Origin of the sequence: Cellulomonas endophytica, from assembly GCF_004123805.1 — a bacterium.
Taxonomy (GTDB): Bacteria; Actinomycetota; Actinomycetes; order Actinomycetales; family Cellulomonadaceae; genus Cellulomonas; species Cellulomonas endophytica.
Genome location: NZ_RWJX01000005.1, coordinates 36,184 through 50,874 on the forward strand (window position 1 = coordinate 36,184; position 14,691 = coordinate 50,874).

Annotated in this window: 11 protein-coding genes; 5 read left to right on the forward strand and 6 right to left on the reverse strand. The window is 77.0% G+C overall.

Annotated features, from left to right (window positions below):
- Positions 1 to 7: 7 nt before the first annotated feature.
- The gene (locus EJA20_RS02710) at positions 8 to 1,720 is read right to left on the reverse strand and encodes an ABC transporter substrate-binding protein (protein WP_129336642.1); all 1,713 of its coding nucleotides are present in this window, start codon (positions 1,718 to 1,720) and stop codon (positions 8 to 10) included.
- 161 nt (positions 1,721 to 1,881) lie between these two features.
- Here EJA20_RS02710 and EJA20_RS02715 point away from each other — a divergent pair, with 161 nt between their 5' ends.
- Positions 1,882 to 3,207 carry an ROK family transcriptional regulator gene (locus tag EJA20_RS02715; RefSeq protein WP_129336643.1) on the forward strand — a complete coding sequence of 442 codons (1,326 nt, stop codon included), beginning with the start codon at positions 1,882 to 1,884 and terminating at the stop codon, positions 3,205 to 3,207.
- Between the two features lie 57 nt (positions 3,208 to 3,264).
- Positions 3,265 to 5,493 (forward strand): alpha-galactosidase, encoded by a 2,229-nt coding sequence (locus EJA20_RS02720; RefSeq protein WP_240674932.1) that lies wholly within the window; start codon positions 3,265 to 3,267, stop codon positions 5,491 to 5,493.
- A gap of 24 nt (positions 5,494 to 5,517) precedes the next feature.
- Here EJA20_RS02720 and EJA20_RS02725 read toward each other — a convergent pair whose 3' ends face one another.
- Positions 5,518 to 6,381, reverse strand: a complete 864-nt coding sequence (locus EJA20_RS02725) for a LacI family DNA-binding transcriptional regulator (RefSeq protein WP_164983807.1) — start codon at positions 6,379 to 6,381, stop codon at positions 5,518 to 5,520.
- 147 nt (positions 6,382 to 6,528) lie between these two features.
- Here EJA20_RS02725 and EJA20_RS02730 point away from each other — a divergent pair, with 147 nt between their 5' ends.
- Positions 6,529 to 7,752 carry an ROK family transcriptional regulator gene (locus tag EJA20_RS02730; protein ID WP_164983808.1) on the forward strand — a complete coding sequence of 408 codons (1,224 nt, stop codon included), beginning with the start codon at positions 6,529 to 6,531 and terminating at the stop codon, positions 7,750 to 7,752.
- A gap of 31 nt (positions 7,753 to 7,783) precedes the next feature.
- Here EJA20_RS02730 and EJA20_RS02735 read toward each other — a convergent pair whose 3' ends face one another.
- From EJA20_RS02735 to EJA20_RS02745, 3 genes are all read right to left on the reverse strand, one after another.
- On the reverse strand, positions 7,784 to 8,419 hold the full coding sequence (locus EJA20_RS02735) for a GNAT family N-acetyltransferase (RefSeq protein ID WP_129336646.1): 636 nt from the start codon (positions 8,417 to 8,419) through the stop codon (positions 7,784 to 7,786).
- 104 nt (positions 8,420 to 8,523) lie between these two features.
- Positions 8,524 to 10,206: an alpha-amylase family protein gene (locus tag EJA20_RS02740; RefSeq protein ID WP_129336647.1), complete on the reverse strand. Its 1,683-nt coding sequence runs from the start codon at positions 10,204 to 10,206 to the stop codon at positions 8,524 to 8,526.
- Entirely contained in the window at positions 10,203 to 11,258 is a 1,056-nt protein-coding gene (locus EJA20_RS02745) for a TIGR03885 family FMN-dependent LLM class oxidoreductase (protein WP_129336648.1), read from the reverse strand. The genes EJA20_RS02740 and EJA20_RS02745 overlap by 4 nt, the downstream gene beginning before the upstream one ends.
- A gap of 69 nt (positions 11,259 to 11,327) precedes the next feature.
- On the opposite strand from EJA20_RS02745, the gene EJA20_RS02750 reads away from it, so the two are divergent.
- Both EJA20_RS02750 and EJA20_RS02755 read left to right on the forward strand, forming a co-directional pair.
- Positions 11,328 to 12,044 (forward strand): LmeA family phospholipid-binding protein, encoded by a 717-nt coding sequence (locus EJA20_RS02750; protein WP_129336649.1) that lies wholly within the window; start codon positions 11,328 to 11,330, stop codon positions 12,042 to 12,044.
- Positions 12,045 to 12,110: 66 nt separating this feature from the next.
- Positions 12,111 to 13,592, forward strand: coding sequence for an MFS transporter (locus tag EJA20_RS02755; protein ID WP_129336650.1), 1,482 nt, complete (start codon positions 12,111 to 12,113; stop codon positions 13,590 to 13,592).
- Here EJA20_RS02755 and EJA20_RS02760 read toward each other — a convergent pair.
- Positions 13,537 to 14,592: an AEC family transporter gene (locus EJA20_RS02760; protein ID WP_129336651.1), complete on the reverse strand. Its 1,056-nt coding sequence runs from the start codon at positions 14,590 to 14,592 to the stop codon at positions 13,537 to 13,539. The genes EJA20_RS02755 and EJA20_RS02760 overlap by 56 nt on opposite strands.
- Positions 14,593 to 14,691 lie beyond the last annotated feature (99 nt).

The window sequence follows — 14,691 nt, forward strand, 5'->3', positions numbered from 1 at the left end:
CCCGGCGTCAGCCCTGCGCGGGCTCCAGCGTCTTGAAGATCTGCGCGGCGTCGAGCGCGGACCACACCGCCGGGAACGCGTACATGTCGTCCTCCGTCGGCCAGCCCGTGAAGCGCGCGGTGTTCCACTCGCTCGTGGTGCCGCCGGTGAGGATCGGCACGTAGGGCATCTCCTCGACGACGCGCGCCTGGATGCGGTCGAAGATCGGCTGCCGCGCCGCCGCGTCGTCGAGCGGGAGGGCCTGCAGCTCGTCGAGCGCCGCGTCCACCTCGGGGTCCGAGAACCGGCTGTAGTTGTTGCCGGCCGCCTCGCCGACGGGGGCGGTGTTCGTCGAGGTGAAGAAGTAGGAGTAGAGGTAGTACGGGTCGGGCGCCGGGCCCTGCCACAGGGAGTCGATGGCGAGCTGGAAGCTGCCCTGCCCCTTCTTCTCCGTCCACTCGTTCCACGACGACTGAGCCACCTGCAGGTCGATGCCGGCGGCGCGGACCTGCTCCGTGAGGGTCTGGAGCGCCGTGATGTAGTCCGTCCAGCCCGTGACGACCTCGACCGTGAGCCGCAGCGGCTCCCCGTCCTTGGCGTAGATGCCGTCGGAGCCCTTCGCCCAGCCGGCGGCCTCGAGGACCTCGCCGGCGCCCGCCGGGTCGGCCTTCTCGGGCGCCACGGGCTCGTCGAGCGCCTCCGTGATGAACGCGGTCTGGCTCGAGGTCAGCGCGAACGTCGGCGAGATCTCCGACGCCGTCTGCTCGAACGCCAGCGCGTTGAGCTGCGTGCGGTCCATCGCGAGGTAGAGGGCGTGCCGGACGGCGGGGTCCGTCTGCGGGCCGGTGCAGCCGAGCTCGGCGTTCGAGCAGGTCGACAGCACCATCTGGTTCTGGCTGGCGGTGAGGGTGTCGTAGTCCGGGAAGTTCGTCGACACGTTCTGGATGTCGGGCACCGGGCCCGTCTGCCAGTCCACCGTGCCGTTGGCGATGGCGTCCGCGCCCGCCGTGTTGCCCGAGAGGGAGACGAAGCGGATGCCCTTCACCGCGGGCTCGCCGCCCCAGTGGTCGGGGTTCGCGACGTAGGTGAAGGCCTGCGGCTTGAAGTCGTCGAGCGTGTACGCGCCGGTGCCGACGGGGGTCTCGTTGACGAAGGTCGTCGGGTCGACGTCCGCCCACAGGTGCTCGGGCACGACGACGCCGGTGAGGATGCCCGGGCCGAGGACGAACGCCGGGGCCGGGAACGTGAAGCGGACGTGGGTGTCGTCGGTCGCGGTCACGTCGCCGTCGAAGCCGATGTTGTTGATGGCGGGCGTGCTCTTGAGCAGGCCGAAGGTGAAGACGACGTCGTCGGCCGTGAAGGCCTCGCCGTCCGACCAGGTGACGCCCTCGCGGAGCGTCACGTCGAGCTGCGTGCCGTCCTCGTTCCAGGCGTACTCCGTGCCGAGCAGCGGGACGGGCTCGCCCTCCTGCGCCTTGTTGATGAAGAAGAGGGGCTCGTAGATCGTCCCGATGCCGCCGATCGACGACGGCGAGAACGGGTTGAAGTTGATCTGGTAGTCGCCCGACTGGCCCGTGTAGGCGACGAGCGTGGCGGCGCCGGACGCGCCGGAGGACGCGGCGCCGGAGCCGCCGCCCCCGCCGCAGGCCGCGGCGAGGAGGGTGACGGCCGCCGCGCCGGCGAGGGCCCGCAGGACCGTCGCACGGCGCCGCGGCTGGGTGTGGCCTGACCTGAGGAGCATCGCTGGTCCTTTCCCGCGCCCGCCGGCGTCCCCGCCGGCGGACTGGTCCACGCCGCTGCGTTGCGGCTCGGCGATATCGTTACGGACTTAAATTAAGGCTGTCAAGATAGGTAGGGTGCTGGATGTGCCGCACCGAGGCGGCCCCGACCGAGAGGACGTCGATGTCCCACCCCGGCCCCCTCGCCGTGCCCGGCGTCCTGCCTGCCGCCCTGCCCGCCGCCCTGCCCGCCGTCGCGCCGAGCGCCGTCCGCCCGGCGCCGGCCGGCCCGCCCGCGCCGCCGCGGGCCGCCACCGGCGCGCTCGTGCTCGACCTCCTGCGCACCCACGGCACCGTCAGCCGCGTCGAGCTCGCCGCCCGGTCCGGGCTGACGCCGGCGACGATCACCCACGCCGTCCGCGAGCTCGTCGCGGAGGGGCTCGTGCGGGAGGTCGGGCGGGTGCGCGCCGCGGTCGGCTCGCCCCGGCGGCTGCTCGCGCTCGACGGCGGGGCCCGCGCCGCCGTCGGGGTGCAGCTCGACCGCTGCGGCTCGACCGTCGTCGTCCTCGACTTCGCGGGGCGCCGCCTGGCCGACGCCCGGGGACCGGGGACCGGGGACCGCGCGCCGGGGGCGGTGCTCGACGAGGTCGCGGCGCAGGTCGAGCGCACCCTGCTCGCCAGCGGCGTCGACCGCGGGCGCGTGCTCGGCGTCGGCCTCGTCACCCACGGCCCGCAGGACCGCCCCCGGGGCGTCGTCCGCGTCGGCCGCCCGACCCCGGACTGGCGCGACTTCCCGCTGGCGACGACCCTCGCCCGCCGCCTGGGCCTGCCCGTGCTCCTCGACCACGACGCGGCCGCCGCCGCCCTCGGCGAGCAGGCGGTCGCCGACCTGGGCACCGCCACCTTCGGCGTGCTCTACATGGCGGAGGGCATCGGCGGGGGGCTCGTCGTCGACGGCCAGGTCTACCGCGGCGGCGCCGCCAACCCGGGCGAGATCGGGCACCTGCCGCTCGATCCCGCCGGTGCCGCCTGCCCCTGCGGCAACCGGGGCTGCGCCGAGGCCACCGCCGGCCCGGCCGCCGTCGTCGGGCAGGCCCGCGCCGACCCGGCGCTCGCCGTGCGCCTGCGCCTCACCGGCGACCCGGACGCCACCCTGGAGGAGTTCGGGCGGGTCGGCCGCGCGGCGACCACCGGCGACCGCGCCGCGGAGGCCCTCCTGCTCGCCTCGGCCCGCCGCCTGGGCGACGCCGTCGTCACGATGATGAACCTCGTGGACGTCGCCACGGTCGTGCTCGGGGGCCCCGCCTTCGCCGCCGCGGGCGAGCTGTACGCCCGCGAGGTCGGGCGCGCGGCCGAGCGCGGGGCGCTGGCGCGGCTCCTGCGGCCGGTGTCCGTCCGTCTGTCCGCCGCCCCGACGACCGCCGCCGCGACGGGCGCGGGCCTCGTCGTCCTGCGGTCCCCGCTGGGCCGCGCCGCCCTGCCCGCCCCCCGGGCGCTCACCCCCGCCTGACCCGCGCGCACCGCGTCCCCGTCCCCTGCCCACCCTCATCCCTCCGGAGCCCGCCCCGTGACCACGACCCTGCCGTCCCGCACCCCGTCCCCGTCCGACGCCGCCCGGGGCCACCTCGGCCCCGCCGGCGACGACCCGACCGACCCGCCCGCCTGGACGGTCCTGCGCCGCGACGGCGTCGCCCTCGTGCTCGCCCACGCCCGGGCGGGTCTGCCCGTCGTGCACCACTGGGGCGCGGACCTGGGCGGGCTGACGGACGCCGACCTCGCCGCCCTCGCGCTCGCCACCGCCCGGCAGACGCCCCCGGGCACGCTCGACGCGGCCTGGCTGCCCGCGCTCGTGCCGCAGGAGGCGGAGGGCTGGTCGGGCCGGCCCGGCCTGGTGCTCGCGCGCCACGGGGTCGCGGTGACCGCCCTCTGGTCCTCCGTCGCCGTCGACGCCGACCCCGCGGGCACCGCCGTGACCGTCACCGCCCGTGACACCTCGCTCGGGCTGACCCTCACCGCCCGGCTCCACCTCGAGGCCGGCGGCCTGCTCGGCGTGGACCACGCCGTCGCGCTGGACGCCGGCGCCCCCGCACCCGTGGGGGTCCACGCCCTCGAGGCGACCCTGCCCGTGCCGGCCCTCGTGGCACGGACCACGACGTTCCACGGGCGGTGGACGCGGGAGAAGGCGCCCGCCACCGCCGACCTGCCGCACGGGCCCGTCGCGCGCCAGACGCGGCGCGGGCGCGGCGGGCACGACGCCCCCTGGCTCCTCGCGCTCTCCGCGACCGACCCGCGCGACCGCGACGGCGAGCTGTGGGCCGTGCACCTCGCGTGGCCGGCCGACGTCACGTACCGCACGGACCGGCTGCCCGACCAGCCCGTCGTGCTCGGCGCCGGCGAGCACCTGCGCGCGGGCGAGGTCGACCTGACCCCCGGCGCGACCTACGCCGCGCCCACGGCCTGGTTCGCCTGGTCGGGGTCCGGCCTCGACGGCCTCACCGCCCGGTTCCACACCTACCTGCGCGCCCGCCCCCACCACCCGCGCACCCCGCGGCCTCTCGTCCTCAACACCTGGGAGGCGGTCTACTTCGACCACGACCCGGCCACCGTCCTGCGCCTGGCGGAGCGCGCCGCCGAGGTCGGGGTCGAGCGCTTCGTCCTCGACGACGGGTGGTTCCTGCGGCGCCGCGACGACACGCAGGGCCTCGGCGACTGGACCGTCGACACGGACGTGTGGCCGGACGGGCTGCCGCCCCTGGCCGACCGCGTCCACGCGCTCGGGATGCAGATGGGCCTGTGGGTCGAGCCCGAGATGGTCTCCCTCGACTCGGACCTGGCCCGGGCGCACCCCGACTGGCTCCTGCACGACCCCCGGCAGGTCCCGCCCGCGCCGCACCTGTCGTGGCGCACGCAGCACGTCCTCGACCTCGCGCACCCCGAGGCCGCGGCCCACGTCCTCGAGCGGCTCGACGCCCTCGTCACCGACCTGCGCCTGGACTTCCTCAAGTGGGACCACAACCGGGACCTCGTCGACGCGCGGCACGCGGGCCGGCCGGGCGTGCACGCCCAGACCCGGGCGACGCTGGGGCTGCTCGCCGCGCTGCGCGAGCGGCACCCCGGGCTCGAGATCGAGTCGTGCTCGTCGGGCGGCGCGCGCGCGGACCTCGGCGTCCTCGAGGTGACCGACCGGGTGTGGGCGAGCGACTCCAACGACGCCGTCGAGCGCCAGGACGTGCAGCGCTGGACGACCCTGCTGCTGCCGCTGGAGCTCGTCGGGGCGCACGTCGGCCCTCCGACCGCCCACAGCTCCGGCCGCACGGTCGACCTGTCCTTCCGTCTCGCCACGAGCCTCATGGGCTCCGCCGGGTTCGAGTGGGACCTGCTCGGCTGCGACGCCGACGAGGTCGCGCGCCTGCAGGCCTTCGCGCGGCTCTACACGGAGCTGCGCCCCCTCCTGCACACGGGGACGCTCGTGCACGCCGACGTGCGGGACCCCGCCCTGCGTGTCACGGGCGTCGTCGCCCCCGACCGGTCCGCCGGCGTCTGGACGATCGCGACGGTGGCGAGCCTGGAGGACGCGCGCCCCGAGCCCGTCCGGCTCCACGGCCTCGACCCCGACCGCCGCTACCGGGTGCGCGTCCGCGACGAGGTCGGGCCCGCGCGGTGGGGGTGGATCACGCCGCCGTGGCTGTCCCGCGGCGAGGTCGTCCTGCCCGGACGGGTGCTCGCCACGGTCGGGCTGCAGCCGCCCGTGCTGTGGCCGGCGCAGGCGCTCGTCGTCCACGCGACGGCCCTCTGACGGGTCCGGGTGGGCGGCCGGCCGTCAGGCCGGCGGCGGGGGTGCCGTCGAGCCGCGCGCCACGACCCGGGCCCCGGGGGCGCGGCGGGCCTGCGGCGGCTCCCCCGCCACGGCCCCCAGCAGGACCTCCGCGGTCAGCGCGCCGAGCTCGTGGACGTCCCGGCTCACGACGGACAGCGGCGGGTGGGCGGTGCGGCTGGGCGCCGAGTCGTCCCAGGCGAGCAGGGACAGGTCCTCGGGCACGCGCAGGCCACGCCGGGCCGCCTCCTCCAGGCCGCCGAGCGCCATGAGGTCGTTGTCGTAGACGATCGCCGTCGGCGGCGCGGCGGCGTCGAGGAGCGCCGCCGTCCCCGCCCGGCCGGAGCCCGTGCCGTAGTCGCCCTCGACGCAGGTGCCCTCCGCGCCGGCCTCGTCGAGCGCCGATCGGAACGCCTCCCCGCGGGCGCGGGTGTGCCGCAGGCGCTGGGGCCCGGAGACCCGCCCGAGGCGCCGGTGCCCCAGCCCGACGAGGAACCCCACCGCGGTCCGCATCGCCCCGGCGTTGTCGTAGTCGACGACCCACCCCGAGCCCGGCTCGCCCCCGAGCACCACGGCCGGCAGCCCCGCCTCCGCGCAGGCCGCGCCCCGCGGGTCGGCGTCGACGAGGTCCGAGACGAGCACGGCGTCGACGAGGCCGTCCGCGGCCCACCGGCGGTACGCGCGCACCTGGTCCGCGACCTCGGGGACGACGACGAGCACCACGCTGGCGCCGGCACCGTCGAGCCGCTCCTCCATGCCGGCGAGCAGGTCGGCGTAGAAGGGCTCCAGCGCGCCGGCCTCGTCGGCGGGGAGCAGGGCCACCCCCACACGCACGGCGGCGGCCTCGCGGTCCTCGTCGACGGCGCTCACGCCCGGCAGCATGGCACGCCGCGACCCGGGGCGGGAGCCGTCCGGCGGGCTATCCTCCGGGCGCGCCGCCACCCCCGCCGGGTGACGTCCGCGCGGGGGACGGCGGGGCACGCGGCGGCGCCCCGGCCGCGTGGGATGCTCGCCCCTGTGCACGGGGTCCGGGACGACGCGCGTCCGCCCCGGCGGACGCGCTCGAGCCGCACGCTCGTGCTCGACCTCGTCCGCACGCGCGGCCCGATCAGCCGCGTCGAGCTCGCCGGCCTCACGGGCCTGACGCAGGCCGCCATCTCGCACGCGGTCCGCGCACTCCTCGACGAGGGCCTGATCCGCGAGTCCGGCGCGAAGGAGTGGACCGGCGGCAAGCCCCGGGTCATGCTCACGATCGACCCGGCCGCCCGGTGCGGCGTCGGCGTCCAGCTCGGCGAGGACTGGCTCGTCGTCGTCGTGACGGACGCCCGCGGGGACGTCGTCGCCCGCACACGGGTCCGCGGGGCGCGTGACGACGCACCGCCGGACGTCGTCGCCGCGGTGGCCCACCACGTGCGGACGCTGCTGCGGGTCGCCGGCCTGCCCCCGGAGCGCGTCGTCGGCGTCGGGCTCGCCGTCCCCGGGACGCTCGACCTCGACGCGGGCGCGGTGCTCGGCTCGGGCACGCTCGGCCGGTGGCACGGCTTCCCCGTCCGGGACGCCCTCGCCGAGGCCGTCGGCCTGCCCGTGGTGCTGGACAACGACGCGACCGCCGCCGCGATCGGCGAGTACTGGGGCGGCGCCGGCGCGGGCACGGCCGCGCACTGCACCCTCTACATGGGCGCCGGCATCGGGGCGGGCGTCGTCGTCGGCGGTGCGGTCCTGCGCGGCGCGAGCGGCAACACGGGCCCGCTCGGACTCATGCGCCTGCGCCGGGACGCGGCCGGCGCCGGCCCCGTGCTGGAGGAGCTGGCCGCCCCGCGCGCCGTCGTCGCCCGGGCCCGCGCCGCCGTCGCCGCCGGGGCCACGACGAGCGCCCGCCTCTCCGCCACGGGTGACCCCTACGCCGACTTCGGGGCGCTGGCGACCGCCGCGGTGCAGGGCGACGCCCTCGCGCTCGCCCTCGTCGAGGAGTCCGCCGAGCACGTCGCGGACGCCGCCGTCACGCTGGCGAACCTCCTCGACCTGGACTCCCTCGTGCTCGCCGGCCCGTCCTTCAGCACGGCGGGGTCCCTCTACGCGCAGGTCGTCGAGCGGCGGCTGGACGCCGAGTTCCAGGCGGCGGAGCGGCACGGCGTGGCCGTGGCCCTCTCCCGCCACCTGGCCGACGCCGCCGCCGTCGGCGCCGCGGCGCTCGTCCTCGCCGAGGAGCTGGGCACCCTCCCCCGCGGCGCCCGCCGCTGAGGGATGGGCGGACCGGCCACCCCGAAGCGCCTCAGGCCGCCGGCGTCCCGGTCGTGCTCGCCACCATCGAGCTCATGACGCAGTTGCCCTGGCCCTTCGGGCGCAGGTACGTGAACCCGAGCCGCTCGTACATCGTCCGCGTCGCGTTGTAGAGGAACGACGACGAGGTCTTCTTGCCCGGCGGCAGGTCGTGCGGGTAGGACTCGACGAGCCCTCCGCCCTGCTCGGCGATGAGCGCGAGCGCGCCACGCACGGCGACGGCCGCCATCCCCGTGCGGCGGTAGCGGCGGTCGACGAACAGGCACGTGATCCGGTAGTCCGGCCGGACGACGGTCTCCTTCTCCCACTGCTTGCGGTGGTGGATGTTCGCGAGCTCCTCGACGGGCCCGAACTCGGCCCACGCGACCGCCTCGTCGGCCCCGTCGGGCCCGGACGCGTCGAGGACGAGCGCCGCGTGCGCCCGGCCCTGCTCGACGAGACGCCGCTTGAGCTCGCGGTGGCCGATCTCCCGGCGCTCCGGCGGGTCCGGCAGCAGGTGGAAGTACGTGCACCAGCACCCCCCGAACACGCCGTTGTGGCGCTCGGCGAGCCCGGCGAACAGGTCCCACGTCACGGGGCCCAGCGGCGCGACCCGCCACGCGTCGACGCTCCGAACGGCACCGTCCATCTCCCGACCCTAGGACCTCCGGTCCGCCGGCGACGAGGGCTCCCGACGACCGGCGTCGACCCCGCGAGAGGCGACGTCGGCTCCCGCCACCGGGGGGAACGCCGCTACAGGAAGCGCTGCATGCCCGGGCCGGCCAGGCGCAGCCACCGGTAGCCGTAGCCGTCCAGGGGCACGTCGGCGCGGGCCCCGTCGTCCAGGTGCACCTCGCCGTCGGCCAGCAGGTCGACGAGGAGCCGCCGGTCGCTGCCGCGGTCCGACAGGTCGACCGGCACGGTGACGGCGTCGGGGCCCAGGTTGTGCAGGGTCACCACCGTCTCGCCGTCGACCGTGCTGCACAGCGCGAGGACCGCCGCGTGCGGCTGCTCCAGCACGTGCAGCGGCGCCCAGCCCAGCTCGGGGCACTCGCGGTAGCGCTGCACGAGCCGCGTCACGTGCGCCAGGAGCGAGTCCGGGTCGCGGCGCTGGGCGCGGACGTTGACGTGCTCGGGGCCGTACCCGCCCGTGGTCAGCGGTGCCACCAGGTCCGCCGGGTCGGCGGTGGAGAAGCCGCCGTTGGCCTCGTCGCTCCACTGCATGGGCGAGCGCACGGACAGCCGGCCCGGGATGTCGAGGTTCTCGCCCATCCCGATCTCCTCGCCGTAGAACAGCGTCGGCGTGCCGGGCAGGGCGAAGAGCAGGGAGTACACCAGGCGCAGGCGGCGCGGGTCGCCGTCGAGCATCGGGGGCAGGCGCCGGCGCAGGCCGCGCCCGAAGAGCTGCAGGTCCTCGTCGGGGCCGAAGGCGGCGAACACCTCGGCGCGCTCGTCCTCGGAGAGCTTGTCCAGCGTCAGCTCGTCGTGGTTGCGGACGAAGGTCGCCCAGTGGGCGTCCTTCGGGATCTCGGGGCGGGCGCGCAGGGCGTCGACGAGCGGCGTGGCGTCCTCGCGGGCCAGCGACAGGTACATCGCCTGGTTCCCGACGAAGTCGAACAGCATCGTCAGCTCGTCGCCGTGCCCGTCGCCGAAGAACGTCACGGCGTCGGGGTAGGGCAGGTTGACCTCGCCGAGGAGCACCGCGCTGCCCGAGCGGCGGCTGAGCAGCTGGCGCAGGGAGGCCAGGTACTCGTGCGGGTCGCCGTAGGCCGCCGCCTCCTCCTCGTCGAGACCGGTCGCCTCGATCATGAACGGCACCGCGTCCACCCGGAAGCCCGACAGCCCCAGCTCGAGCCAGTAGCCGATGAGCTTGGCGATCTCGTCGCGGACGAGCGGGTTGGCGATGTTGAGGTCCGGCTGGTGCTTGTAGAACCGGTGCAGGTACCACTCGCCGGTCCCCTCGTCGAGCTCCCAGATGGAGTCCTCCTGGTCGGGGAACACCACCTCGGCCGAGGTGTCGGGCGGCGGGTCGGAGCGCCACACGTAGAAGTCGCGGTACGGGCTGTCCTTCGACGAGCGCGCGGCGACGAACCACGGGTGCTGGTCGGAGGTGTGGTTCACGACGAGGTCCGCGATGACGCGGATGCCGCGGTCGCGGGCGGTGCGGACCAGCTCGACGAGGTCCCCGGGGCTGCCGAGGCGCCGGTCGACGCCGTAGGGGTCGGTGATGTCGTACCCGTCGTCCTTCTCCGCCGTCGGGTAGAACGGCATGAGCCACAGGCACGTGACGCCCAGCTCGGCGAGGTGGTCGATCCGCTGGGCGAGGCCGGCGAGGTCGCCGACGCCGTCCGCGTCGGAGTCGAAGAACGTCTCGGGGTCGAGGCAGTAGACGACCGCGTTCTTCCACCACAGGTCGCCGGTCTCGGTGATCCTCACGCGCGCACCTGCGTCCCGGCCTGCTCGGCGTCGATCGCCGTGCGCCCGGTCGTCGGCCCGCCCGTGGCGGGGACGCCGGCGGACGGCGCCTCCTCGCGGACCCGCGGCAGGACCCGCTCGCCGAACGCGTCGACGAAGGCGTCGAGCTCGGGTCCGACGTGGTGCAGGTAGATCTCGTCGAAGCCGAGCGAGGCGTACTCGACGAGCTGGTCGGCGTGCTCGTCGAGGTCGGCGGAGATCACGACGCCCTTGCGCACGTCCTCCGGCCGGACGAACGCGGTCGCCTGCTCGAACGCCTCCGGGCCGTCGAGGTCCCAGCACAGCGGCGGCTGCAGGACGTTGGAGCCCCACTGCTCGTGCGCCACGCGCAGCGCGGTGTCCTCGTCGGGGCCCCACTGCAGGTGCACCTGGAGGGCGACGGGCCCGCGGCCGCCGGCGCCGCGGTAGGCGGCGACCAGGTCCGTCAGCACCTCGATCGGCTGGTTGATGGTGACGAGGCCGTCGGCCCACTCCGCGGCCCGCTCGGCCGTCGCGACCGTGACCGCCGGCGCGACGAGGGCGGGGACCGGGTCGGGCAGCGTCCACACCCGCGCCCGGTCGACGGTGACGAGGCCGTCGTGGCTGACCTCCTCGCCGGCCAGGAGGCGGCGGATGACGTCGACACACTCGCGCAGGCGGGCGTCACGCACGTCCTTGGGCGGCCACTGCTCGCCCGTGACGTGCTCGTTCATGTTCTCCCCCGACCCCAGCGCCGCCCAGAAGCGGCCGGGGAACATGGCGCCGAGCGTGCCGATCGCCTGGGCGATGATCGCCGGGTGGTAGCGCTGGCCGGGGGCGTTGACGACGCCGAAGCGCAGGTCCGTCGTCGCGAGCGCGGCGCCGAGCCACGCCCACGCGAAGCCCGAGTGCGCCTGCCGCGTGTTCCAGGGGGCCAGGTGGTCCGAGCACATGGCGGCGTCGAAGCCCGCCCGCTCCGCGCGCTGGACCGCGCGCAGCAGGACCGAGGGGTGGAGCTGCTCGTGCGAGGCGTGGAAGCCGAGGACGGGAGCCATGCGCCCTTCCTACCGGCCCGGCGGGGGCACCGCCCGGCGGGCCGGCGCGGAGGGGGCCACGCTGGCGCCATGAACCCCCGCGTCCGCGACGGACTCCTCGGGGCGGCCGCCGCCACCCTGCTGCTGGTGGTCGCCCTCGTGGTCACCTTCTGGGCGGTCACCTCGCCCGCGGACGCCGGCCGCGCGCCCGGGGCGCTGCCCTCCCCCGGGGCGGGGGCGACCGCCGGTCCGTCCGGAGGCGCCGGGGTGCCGCCGTCCGACCTCGTCGAGGGCGAGCTCTGGTTCGGCGACCTGGCCCTCGACGCCGGCACCGTGGCGCTGCCCGGCTCGACGCTCACCGACGTCACCGCCTCGGGCCGTGGTGTGCGCACCGGCGCGGACGGGCTCGTCGCGGCGGCGATGTCCGTGTCCGGGACCGTGCCGTTCGCCGTGGTCGCGGCCGAGCTCGGCGACGACGTCGTCCTGCGCGCCGGCGCCGGCGGGGAGGCGGTGGTCGAGCGCACGGTCGTCGTCGCCGGCCGGCGCCTCGACGTGGTGGCGAGCGGCACGGTCGAGGTCGTCGCCGGGCGGCTCGTCGTCGAGCCGACCTCGGTCGACCTCGGCGGGCCGTCGTTCCTGGCGCGCCCCCTCGGCGCCCTCGTGCGCCGGCTGGTCACCGTCGAGCACGGGATCGAGGGGCTCCCGGAGGGCCTGCGGCTCGAGCGCGTCGTCGTGCAGGACGACGGCTTCCGCGCCGACCTGCGCGGCGAGCGCGTCCGCCTCGTCCTGCCCGTCGCCCCGCGCTGAGGTCCTGCGGCCGGGTCCCGAGCCGGACCCCTGACGCCGGGACGGGCGAGGGAGGACAGTGTGCCCGTGCCCCTCCCCACCCCGATCCCGCTGCGCTCCGGCCCCGGCCGGTGGGTCCTCGCCGCCACGGTCCTCGGCTCGGCGCTGGCGTTCGTCGACGCAACCGTCGTCGTCGTCGCCCTGCCCCGCCTGGCCGAGGACCTCGGCGCCCGCACCGCCGACCTGCAGTGGACGATCAACGGCTACGGCCTCACGCTCGCCGCGTTCCTGCTGCTCGCGGGCTCGCTCGGCGACCGGCTCGGCCGGCGGCGCGTGTTCCTCGTCGGGGTCGTGTGGTTCGCGGTGGCCTCGCTGGCGTGCGCGCTCGCGCCGACGAGCGGCGCGCTCGTGGCCGCCCGCGTGCTCCAGGGCGTCGGCGGCGCGCTGCTGACCCCGGGCTCCCTCGCCCTGCTGCAGTCCACGTTCGCCGGCGAGGACCGCGCCCGTGCCATCGGGGCGTGGTCGGGCCTGGGCGCCATCGCCGGTGCGATCGCCCCGTTCCTCGGCGGCTGGATCGTCGACTCCGTGTCGTGGCGCTGGATCTTCGCCGTCAACCTGCCGCTGGCGGCGCTCGTCGTGCTGGCCACCCTCCGGCACGTGCCCGAGTCGCGGGACCCGCGCGGGGGGCGGCTCGACGTGGCCGGCACCGTCGTGGGGGCGCTCGGGCTCGCCGGCCTCACGTGGGGCTTCACGCGGTGGGGCGACACGGGCCGGGTGACGACGGACGCGCTGGCGGGGCTCGTCGCCGGGGTGGCGCTCCTCGGCCTCCTCGTCGTCGTCGAGCGGCGCGCCGCCGACCCGCTCGTGCCGCCCGCGCTCTTCGCCTGGCGGCCCTTCGCGGCCACGAACGCCGCGACCCTCGTGGTCTACGCCGCGATCACCGGCCTCGGGTTCTTCCTCACGACGACCCTGCAGGTGGTCGTCGGGTGGAGCGCGCTCGCCGCCGGGCTCGCGTCCTTGCCCATGACGCTGCTGCTGCTCGTGCTCTCGCCCACCGCCGGGTCGCTGGGCACCCGCCTCGGGCCGCGGCTGCCGATGACGGTCGGGCCGCTGCTGTGCGCCGTCGGGCTGGTGCTGCTGGCGCCCGTCGGGGTCGGGACCACGTATCTCGCCGGCGTGCTGCCCGGCGTGCTGCTCGTCGGCCTGGGCATGACGACCCTCGTCGCGCCGCTCACGACGACGGCCCTCGCCGCCGCGCCCGACGCGCTGGCCGGGACCGCCTCCGGCGTGAACAACGCGGTGGCGCGCGTGGCCGGGCTGCTCGCCGTGGCGGTGCTGCCGCTGGTGTCCGGGGTCGGCAGCGGGCTGACGGACCCGGCGGTCCTGGCGCCGGCGCACCGGACCGCGATGCTCGTGTGCGCGGGGCTGATGCTGGCCGGCGCGGTGGTCGCCGCGCTCGGGGTGCCGGGGTCGGCGGAGGCCGCGCGCCCGCCGGCGGCGCAGGCCCCCGGGGTCAGCTCAGGAGCGTCGTCACGACGAGGAGCAGGGGGACGGCCAGCAGGGTCGTGAGCAGGCCGGCGTCGCGCGCGACGGGCTGGCCGCGGCCGTACTGCACCGCGTAGACGAGCACGTTCTGCGCCGTGGGCAGCGCGGCCATCGCGACGACCGCCAGCCGCGCGGGCCCCTCCAGCCCGACGAGCGTCGCCAGCCCGGCGGCCACCAGCGGGTGGAGCAGGCGCAGCCCGACGACGAGGGCCAGGTCGGCCCGCGGCGCGCGGTCCCCGGCGACCCGGCGCGCCCCCAGCGACAGGCCGAAGTTCAGCAGCGCCAGCGGTGCGGCCGCCGCCCCGACGAGCGCGAACGGCTCGAGGACGACCTCCGGCAGGCGCCAGGGCAGGGCCGCGAGCACCAGACCGGTGAGCGCGCCGAGGCTGACCGGGTTGCTCAGCGTGCGGCGCAGCACCGCACCCGCGCGGGGACGCGGGGCGCCGGCGGGGGCGTCGGCACCTGCGGCGGCGGCGCCCGGCGTGCTCGTCGCGGTCGCCGTGCCCCTCGCGCCCGTCACGCCCGTCGTCCGTCCGCCGACGGTCTCGAGGACGGGTGCGGGGCGCCGGCGGTCCGCCCGGGCCTGCGCCTCGTCGAGCACCGCGAAGGACAGGGGCGCCAGGACGAGGAGCTGGAACAGCATCGTCGGGACGACCGCGAGCGGGCTGCCGAGCAGGTAGACGGCCAGCGGCAGGCCGAGGTTCGCGGCGTTGAGGTAGGACGCGGACAGCGTGCCGACGACGGTCTCCGCGGCCGGGCGCCGCAGCACGAGCCGCAGCACGAGCGCCCCGGCGAGGGCGACGAGCCCCGTGCTGCCCCAGGTGGCGACGGTGGCGCGCGACAGCAGCACGTGCAGGTCCGCGTGGGCGACGGTCGTGAGCATGAGGGCCGGCGTCGCGACGGTGAAGACCGCGCGCGAGAGCACCGCCGGGGCGTGCGGGCCGAGCGTCCCGCGCCGGCCGAGCACCGCCCCGGCGGCGATGACCGCCCCGAGGACGCCGAGGGCCTGGAGGACGGCGCTCACGGGGTCGCCCCTGCGACGCGTCCGCCCCGGCTCGCCGCCGCTCTCCCTCTGCCCACCGGGCGACCTTCGCGCTCCCGGACCCCGCGGTCCCGGGACGTG

What these genes read in the sequence shown, in the direction of transcription:
- EJA20_RS02710 (WP_129336642.1), bottom strand. Translation starts at nt 1,720, where the DNA reads ATGCTCCTCAGGTCAGGCCACACCCAGCCGCGGCGCCGTGCGACGGTC.
- EJA20_RS02715 (WP_129336643.1), top strand. Translation starts at nt 1,882, where the DNA reads ATGTCCCACCCCGGCCCCCTCGCCGTGCCCGGCGTCCTGCCTGCCGCC.
- EJA20_RS02735 (WP_129336646.1), bottom strand. Translation starts at nt 8,419, where the DNA reads ATGGACGGTGCCGTTCGGAGCGTCGACGCGTGGCGGGTCGCGCCGCTG.
- EJA20_RS02745 (WP_129336648.1), bottom strand. Translation starts at nt 11,258, where the DNA reads ATGGCTCCCGTCCTCGGCTTCCACGCCTCGCACGAGCAGCTCCACCCC.
- EJA20_RS02750 (WP_129336649.1), top strand. Translation starts at nt 11,328, where the DNA reads ATGAACCCCCGCGTCCGCGACGGACTCCTCGGGGCGGCCGCCGCCACC.